The following is an 8,502-nucleotide window of genomic DNA, read 5'->3' on the forward strand; positions in this document are numbered from 1 at the left end:
CATCGAAATTATCCATCTCATACTTTAAGCTTATATTGAATGTATATCCCCAAGTAGCTCCTAACTCATAAGTATCAGCAAGCAACTTACCATTGCCAATACCTCCTGCTGTAAGCCAATTCCTAGCAACTCCTAATTGAGCACTTAGCCTCTCATAGTAAAATGCTAGTCCCAACTCAAAGCCATAGTTAATAATAGGAAAGTCTAGATTCTCTCTTACTCCTTCTCTATTTGTTGTCCCGTTGTTAGTGCCTTTAGAGTAGCTATTAATGAAGTTAAGAATATTTCCTACATATGTGGCGAATCTTGCACTCATAAAATCATTTCCATAATCAAGTGTAAATTCTGCATGATTGGAATATTCTGATTTTAGGTTTGAGCTTATAAATATATGAGAGTCGCGAAGCAATGTAGCATCTCCTGGCATTGCCCCTCTAGTGCTAAACGCATATTTCAAGCTAATATCAAGCCCATCAAGAGGAGTGTAGTATAAGCCTGTGCTAGGAGAAACTCCACCTGTAAAGTGGCTTTGCGAATTCTTATCATAGTAATAATATAAATCTGCTCTAGATCCAAATCCCCATTTAAGATTAGGCAATATCTGCCAGCTATCTTGAGCAAATCCGCCAAATATATATGCTTCCTCTCTGCCTCTATTTACGCCCTCTTGCTCGCTTTTTTGCATATTATCATCACGCACACTTATGCCTTGAAAGTCAAGCCCATATTCAAGTAAATGAATATCATTAAAATCATTGTTAAGTCGAACATTGCCACCGTAGTTATTAAAAACAATAGCTCTTGGAAGCTTGCCTTCATCATCATGACCCGTTCCACCTGTCGCAACATCAAAAAGTGGGACTAAATTTACATTTCTTATATTGTTATATACACTTACATTTATGCCTGTTTTACCATGTCCGGGATTGTATTCATAAGTTGCATTAAAGTTTTGATTTTGATTGTGCGTTTTGAAAATCTCACTACCAAAATTCTCGCCTGTCGCCTCGCCAATATCTGCCCTAAAGGGTCGATTAGCAAAGTCATTTATTATGCTATATCCTATGCTAAGCCTCTTTGTCTCGTCTAATTGTCCTCCAATTTTTAGTAAGATATTATTCTGCAATGAATTGCTTCCTAATACTGCATTTCTTGTAGTAAGGAAATTTTTATATACATTTTTTGCATCTCTGTAGTTTAGGATATTTTGGTGGTTTACTGATGCTAAGATTCCTACATCATTGAATAGTCTCGCGTATGCAGTTACTTGGGCTCGGTAGCCAAAATTGGTAAAGAATCCTGTGCTTATTTCAGCACCAAAATTTTGTCCTTTTCGCAGAAAATCGCTAGCATCTTTTGTTTGAAATGCTATAGATCCTGTAAGCCCACCAGGTCCACTACTAGCATCAGATACGCCTTTACTTACTACTACTTGCTTTAGCAAAGATGGATCAGCCATAACATTACCTTGATGGTGAAAGGCATTTCCAGTTTGTGCTGCTCCATCTATTGTTACTCTCATCATAAATGTTTCAAATCCCCTTACATACACTTTTTGCCCCATAACAGAGCCACCACCTACTGCAATACTTGGATCACTTTTAAAGATTTCTTTTAGATTTAATGCTTGGGTATTTTCTATTTCAGTAGAGGTGATTATAGTTTTGGTGCTAGTTTCATAGCCTTGTAGGTGACTAGTTGCTGTGACGGCATTTAGTAAATGTGTTTGATTGTCATTGTTTAATTTATCTTGTTGAACTGCTAGAGCATACGCAATACTTATCATATTTAATATAAAAAATTTCTTCACAATTTAACCTTAATATTTGATTTAAAGTGTTATTTTAGCAACTTTTTACTTTAAAAGCAACTTAGTTGCATTAAATATTTTTTATTGCTTAGGATTTTTAGTTTTTTGTATAAATTACAAATTATTGTTTTGACATAGAAATAAGTGTTCTAAAGTATTCTGAAGAGTTACTAATATTATAGTATTATGTGAGAGATGTAAAACCTCATAATCCAAGACATAAAGAGTTAAATGCTACCTAAAGTAAGAGTAAGTTTTATGGGTAAAAAGATATTATTTAGTCCATATTTCATTTTGACTATAGTAATGAATGATAATTATTTCATTATCTAGTATAAATGCTTCTAGCGAATCTGTATATCGCCAGCTTCCATTATCCCCATCTATAGTATCTATAGAATCTAATTGCGCCTTTGGCTCAGAGTTTGGACTCTTTAGCCTCTTTGCAAATGAAAGTGAGCTAAAGGCTTGGTATTCCATTTGCCTTTCGTTGTCTGTTTGATTGAAATCTTTTCCACCATTTTTGATTAATTCTATTAATGCTTCTTTATAATTTTTATTTATACGTCTTGCAAAAATATTGGAATCTAAAAGCATAATAAAAGCATCTTCTAAGCTTACTTTTTCTAAGATATATACACGAACGCCTGATTTAGCTCTAGATAAGGTATTGCTAGTTGGATTAATAGTATTATTTTGCGAGGATATTTCTTCTTGCATAAGAAAATTACATCCATCGCATGCTGCAACTACATTACCTAGTTTATATCCTTCAAGTCTCTGATTTACTGCTTCAAGCTGCTTTTCGCTACCCCCAAACCGTCCAGCTGCTGTGCAACCTAATAATGTGATACTTAAGAATAATGCAGTAATGGCATGGTAAATATATTGCATAATATTCCTTGTTGGTGATTGAGTTATCTGTGATTATAGCATTTTTAATTTTTGTTGCATAATTTGCGCTATATTTGTGCTTTTTTGGTTGAAAGGAGTGATAAATGTTAATTAAGTTTAAAAATATAGATCCAAAGCTAGGCAAGAATGTATTAATTTGTGATGGAGCTAAGATTATTGGTGAGGTTGAAATTGGCGATAATTCTTCGATTTGGTATAACTGCGTGTTACGCGGAGATGTAAATTTTATTCGTATCGGCAAAAACACCAATGTGCAGGATTTAACCATGATACATGTTTGGCATAGAGAGCCTAATATGCCTTATAGTGGATTCCCAGCTATTATTGGAGATAATGTAACTATAGGACATAGCTGTATTATCCATGCTTGCAATATACATGATAATTGCCTTATTGGTATGGGTAGTATTATTATGGATGGCGCAGAGATTAGCAGTGATTCTATTGTAGGTGCTGGGTCTGTGGTTACAAAGGGTAAGAAATTCCCACCAAGATCACTTATTATTGGTAATCCTGCTAAACTCATCAGGGAGCTAAGAGATGATGAGGTGGTTGAAATAGCAAATTCTGCGAAACGATACTTGGAATTTGCTAAAGACTTTTACTAGAGATGCTTTTATTTGGATAAGAAGCAAAATCAAACTAATAACTTTAGAGTTATAGTTTGATCTCGCAATTTGTTTTAAGCCTTATGCATAGAATCACCAACTAGCACTTGAGCAAGATTCCTTATCTCCTGCATCGCAGGCTTTCTTATAATACTGTTGCGCTAAATTTGAATTTTCGCTTACACCTTTTGCGTTACGATACATATACCCTAGACTTGCGCATGCCTTTGCCTCTTTTTTATCACATAATGACTTATAAAGCTCTATTGCCTTTGTGTAGTTTCCTTCGTTATAGGCTTTATTTGCATCATCAAGGCTTTCTGCTCCTATTAGAATCCCAGATAATAATGCTGAAGCGAGAATCACTGTAAAAAATTTTTTCATATTATTCCTTAATATTAAAATATTTGAGAATAGTAGCATATTCATGCCAAAATAGGCTATATTCTACGATTTTTTAGCATGTCTTTTAGCCTTTAAATAATTAATACTTTTACTAAATACTTTTTAAAATAATGCAAAAGCATATTAATTGTCTAATTTATATACAAAATTAATTAGTATGTATAAAATTTTGTGTTTTCTGTTTTGAAATTAGGCTTTAGATTCCTTATGCTATATATTAGAATATAAGCATTCTTTACAATTTGTGAGTTTGTTGAAAGATGTATAAGGTAAATAAGGAGAATGTATGAGTAATCCAGAAACAAAAGAGGGCAAGTATGACGAAGCATATAGATTATCAATTGAGAATCCACAGGAGTTTTGGGCTGCTGCTGCTAGGAATATCCATTGGTATCATTGGTATGATAAAGTTTTAGAGGTTATTGATAACCATTATAGATGGTTTGTTGGTGGCTGCATGAATAGCTGTTATAACGCAGTGGATTTACATGTTCACCATGGTGATGGAGATAGAACTGCAATAATTTATGACTCCCCTGTAACAAATACAATCAAAACCTACACATATAGAGAATTGCAGACAAGAGTAGCAAAAACAGCTTGGATTCTAAAGCTAAAGGGTGTGAAAAAAGGCGATACCGTGCTAATTTACATGCCTATGATTCCAGAAGCACTTATTGCTATGCTTGCATGTGCTAGGATTGGAGCAATTCATACTGTTGTGTTTGGTGGATTTGGTGCCCATGAGTTGGCTCTTAGAATCGAAGATGCCAAACCAGCTATGATCATTAGTGCTAGTTGTGGTATTGAGGTGTCAAAGATTATTGATTATAAGGAGATTCTTGATTCTGCAGTTAAACAAAGCTCACATAAAGTAAATGCCGTTTTGCTTTGGCAGAGACCACAAAAACATGTTGATATGATTCCATTCCGAGATATTGATTGGGAAGCCTTAGAAGTAATGGCAAAAGAAGAGCCATGCACTCCTCTAGATTCTATTGACCCATTATATATTCTTTATACTAGTGGTACAACAGGCAAGCCCAAAGGAGTTATTCGCAGTAATGGTGGACATTGTGTCGCTATGAAATGGACTATGGATAATATTTATGCTACTAAGCCCGGAGATGTATTCCTAGCGGCATCTGATGTTGGTTGGGTTGTTGGGCATAGTTATATCGTGTATGCCCCGCTTTTTAATGGTAGCACTACTGTAGTCTATGAAGGCAAGCCTGTTAGAACTCCTGATGCCGGAGTTTTTTGGCGTATGATTGAGCAGCATAAGATTAATGTCTTATTTGCTGCGCCAACTGCTTTCCGTGCTATAAAAAAGGAAGACCCAAAAGGCGAGTTAATTAAGAAATATAATCTTTCTTCCTTGCGAAGTGTATTTGTAGCCGGAGAGAGATGTGATACTGATACATTAAAGTGGATAGAGAAGATTACTAAGCGTCCAGTAATAGATCACTGGTGGCAAACTGAAACAGGTTGGGCGATTTCTGGGAATCCTATAGGCCTAGAAATGCTAAAAATTAAGCCCGGTAGCTCGACAAAACCTATGCCCGGATTTAATCTAAAAGTTCTAGATGAAGATGGTAAAGAATGTAAGAGAGGCAAGCTAGGTAATCTTGTGTTAAAGCTTCCATTGCCTCCTGCATGCTTGCTTGGGATTTGGAAGGATGATGAAAGATATAAAAAGAGCTATTTAGATCATTATCCGGGCTATTATCTAACAGGCGATAGTGGATATATTGATGAAGATGGTTATGTCTTTGTCATGGGAAGAATGGATGGTGTAATTAATGTCGCAGGGCATAGAATCTCAACAGGAGCTTTAGAAGAGAGTGTTAGTTCTCACCCAAGCGTTGCTGAATGCGCTGTTGTTGGGATTGATGATGACTTTAGAGGTGAAGTTCCTTTGTGTATTGTAGTGCTAAAAGATGGAGTAACTGATAAACCAGAGCTTATTAAAGAGAGCATTATTAGATTAGTTATTGCTGAAGTTGGTGCTTTTGCAAATTTGAAAATTATAGGTATTGCTCAAAAGTTGCCTAAAACTCGCAGCGGCAAGATTTTGCGAGGCACAATTAGAAGTATAGCCGAAGGCAAAGAGTATACTAAGCCATCTACTATTGAAGATGAGACAAGTCTTGCACATATAGAGAGTGTAATTAGGCAGCTTGGATTCCCAAAAGTTAAGGATTCTAAAGCCATATAATGTTTTAGTTGAATGCTATTTTGCTTGTATGATTTTTATATGTTTTGTTTTAGGTTATGGATATAGGGCATGTTATGCCTTATGTCCATACAAGTTAAAAATTTGAATAGCGTTTTTATTGCTGTGTAAGGGCTGATAAAGCTAAATATATGAAGTGTGGCTCTAAGTTATGGAATTCGATTTATATATTTGGATTCTATTGTTTAGTGTCTCTAAATTTAGAAGTTAAATTACATAATTAAGGAGAGTATATGAGTGCAGGTAGGTTATTTAGAGAGGCTGTAGCAAGGCATGCTCCATTGCAAATATTAGGAGCTATCAATGCCTATTCAGCCTTGCAAGCTACTAAAACTGGAGCAAAGGCATTATATCTAAGTGGTGCGGGTGTGGCAAATGCTAGTATTGGTGTGCCAGACTTGGCAATTACTACATTAGAAGATGTAATTATTGATGCTAGACGCATTACAGCTACTACAAATGTTCCTTTGCTCGTTGATATTGATACTGGATTTGGCGGTGCTTTTAATATTGAACGTACAATTAAAGAGATGATTAGGGCTGGTGTTGCAGCTGTGCATATTGAGGATCAGGTTGCACAGAAGAGATGTGGGCATAGACCAAACAAGGAGTTAGTAAGTAAAGAAGAAATGTGCGATAGACTGAAAGTTGCAATTCATACGCGAAATAATTTGGATAAAGAATTTGTAATTATGGCACGAACTGATGCGCATGCTAGCGAAGGGCAAAAAAGTGCTATTGATAGAGCTTTAGCTTATGTAGAAGTTGGCGCGGATATGATTTTTGCAGAGGCAATCCATACATTAGATGAATATAAATCTTTTGTAGATGAGGTTAAAGTACCAGTATTAGCCAATATTACGGAATTTGGTAAGACACCATACTTTAGCATACAGGAATTGCAAAGTGTAGGAATCTCTATGGTGCTATATCCATTATCTGCATTTAGGGCAATGAATAAGGCTGCTTTAGATGTATTTAAAGATATTCTTACTAATGGACATCAAAAAGGCAGCATTGATAAAATGCAAACAAGAGAGGAGCTTTATTCTATGCTTGGTTATTATGAATATGAAGATAGATTAGATATTTTATTTAAGAAGTAGCTAGTCAATATTTTATTTTAAAAGGAGATTATAATGAGTGCTAAAAAAAAACAAGGCGGATTAGCTGGTATTGTTGCTGGGAAAACTGCTATTTGCACAGTTGGCGATGGGCATAGTCTGCGCTATTGCGGATATGATATTTATGAATTGGCAAAGCATGCTAGCTTTGAGGAAGTGGCGTTTTTGCTACTATATGGAGAATTACCAAAGATAAGTGATTTAGAAACTTTTAAAAAGAATTTATTTAGCAATAGAATCTTGTCTAAAGAAATGAAAGAGATTCTAAAACTTGTGCCAAAAGATTCTCACCCTATGGACGTTATGCGCACAGGTGTTAGCTTGCTTGGGAATCTTAGTCCTGAAAAACCAGACTTTAGCAATCAAGATTTTGTTGCATTGCAAATATTAGGTGCTAGTCCTAGCATTTTGCTATATTGGCATGCATATCATTATCAAAACAAAGAGTTAGATTTTGAATCAAGTGAATCTGTGCTTGAGTGTAGTACTGCTAAGTTTTTTTTAGAAACCTTGCATCAAAGACAAGTCCCTCAAATTTGGGTTGACGCTATGAATGTGAGCCTTATTCTATATGCTGAACATGAATTTAATGCTTCTACATTTACTAGTCGCACCATAGCTTCTACATTATCTGATTTACATTCAAGTATAGTAGGCGGCATTTGTGCTTTGAAGGGTCCTTTGCATGGTGGAGCAAATGAGGCTGCAATGGAGCTGCTTAGTGGGTTGCCAAATGTTGAATCTGTGCTGCCTGCTATGCAGAAAAAGCTTGATAATAAAGAAAAGATTATGGGCTTTGGACATAGGGTATATGTAACCAATGACCCAAGAAATATCATTATAAAAGAGTGGAGTAAGAAGCTTAGTAATTACAACGCAGATAACAAAAACGAGCTTGTTAAATCTGGATTATTAACTCATGATGTATTGGAGTCTAGTAAAGATTTGTATGATAAAAGCGAAGTAGTAGAGCGGTTTATGTGGGAATCTAAGAAGTTATTTCCTAATTTGGATTTTTACTCCGCTTCTACATATCACTTTATGGGGATTCCTACTGATTACTTTACGCCTATTTTTATTATGAGTAGAGAAACAGGCTGGCTTGGACATATCTTTGAGCAAAGAGCAGATAATAAGCTTATAAGACCTAATGCAGAATATATTGGCTCAGGAGATAGGGAGTTTGTAGCTATGTCTTCGCGCTAGTTTATTCTTATTGACTTATTTTGATTCTAAGACTTACTATGCTTGCTTGTATATAACATTAAGCATGGCTCCACCTTACTTAAAGCTTAGAGCTTTAAGTAAAGCTTTTCACTATAAAAACAAGTATATAATCCATTCAAGACTTAAATATCAAGATAAAAAATCAAAGACTAAACTTCACTAAATTTTAAAGTATTT

Annotated in this window: 7 protein-coding genes; 4 read left to right on the forward strand and 3 right to left on the reverse strand. The window is 35.2% G+C overall.

Annotated features, from left to right (window positions below):
- Positions 1 to 1,810, reverse strand: a 1,810-nt coding sequence (locus tag LS73_RS09330; protein WP_236097218.1) for a TonB-dependent receptor domain-containing protein, incomplete at its 3' end; no start/stop codon positions are given.
- A gap of 273 nt (positions 1,811 to 2,083) precedes the next feature.
- A complete protein-coding gene (locus LS73_RS09335) occupies positions 2,084 to 2,704 on the reverse strand; it encodes a hypothetical protein (RefSeq protein WP_052090023.1) in 621 nt (206 codons plus the stop codon).
- Positions 2,705 to 2,808: 104 nt separating this feature from the next.
- On the opposite strand from LS73_RS09335, the gene LS73_RS09340 reads away from it, so the two are divergent.
- Positions 2,809 to 3,333 (forward strand): gamma carbonic anhydrase family protein, encoded by a 525-nt coding sequence (locus LS73_RS09340; RefSeq protein WP_104692263.1) that lies wholly within the window; start codon positions 2,809 to 2,811, stop codon positions 3,331 to 3,333.
- 93 nt (positions 3,334 to 3,426) lie between these two features.
- On the opposite strand, the gene LS73_RS09345 is transcribed toward LS73_RS09340, so the two are convergent.
- Complete coding sequence (locus LS73_RS09345) at positions 3,427 to 3,717, reverse strand: SEL1-like repeat protein (protein WP_034559716.1); 291 nt, start codon at positions 3,715 to 3,717, stop codon at positions 3,427 to 3,429.
- Positions 3,718 to 4,024: 307 nt separating this feature from the next.
- On the opposite strand from LS73_RS09345, the gene LS73_RS09350 reads away from it, so the two are divergent.
- The 3 genes from LS73_RS09350 to LS73_RS09360 all read left to right on the forward strand — a co-directional run bounded on the left by LS73_RS09350 (position 4,025) and on the right by LS73_RS09360 (position 8,304).
- Complete coding sequence (locus tag LS73_RS09350; RefSeq protein ID WP_034559718.1) at positions 4,025 to 5,956, forward strand: AMP-binding protein; 1,932 nt, start codon at positions 4,025 to 4,027, stop codon at positions 5,954 to 5,956.
- Positions 5,957 to 6,207: 251 nt separating this feature from the next.
- Positions 6,208 to 7,080: a methylisocitrate lyase gene (gene prpB / locus LS73_RS09355; protein WP_034559720.1), complete on the forward strand. Its 873-nt coding sequence runs from the start codon at positions 6,208 to 6,210 to the stop codon at positions 7,078 to 7,080.
- Positions 7,081 to 7,113: 33 nt separating this feature from the next.
- The gene (locus tag LS73_RS09360) at positions 7,114 to 8,304 is read left to right on the forward strand and encodes a citrate/2-methylcitrate synthase (RefSeq protein WP_034559722.1); all 1,191 of its coding nucleotides are present in this window, start codon (positions 7,114 to 7,116) and stop codon (positions 8,302 to 8,304) included.
- The last annotated feature ends 198 nt before the right edge of the window (positions 8,305 to 8,502 follow it).

The organism is Helicobacter muridarum (genome assembly GCF_000765805.2).
In the GTDB taxonomy this organism is placed as follows: domain Bacteria; phylum Campylobacterota; class Campylobacteria; order Campylobacterales; family Helicobacteraceae; genus Helicobacter_A; species Helicobacter_A muridarum.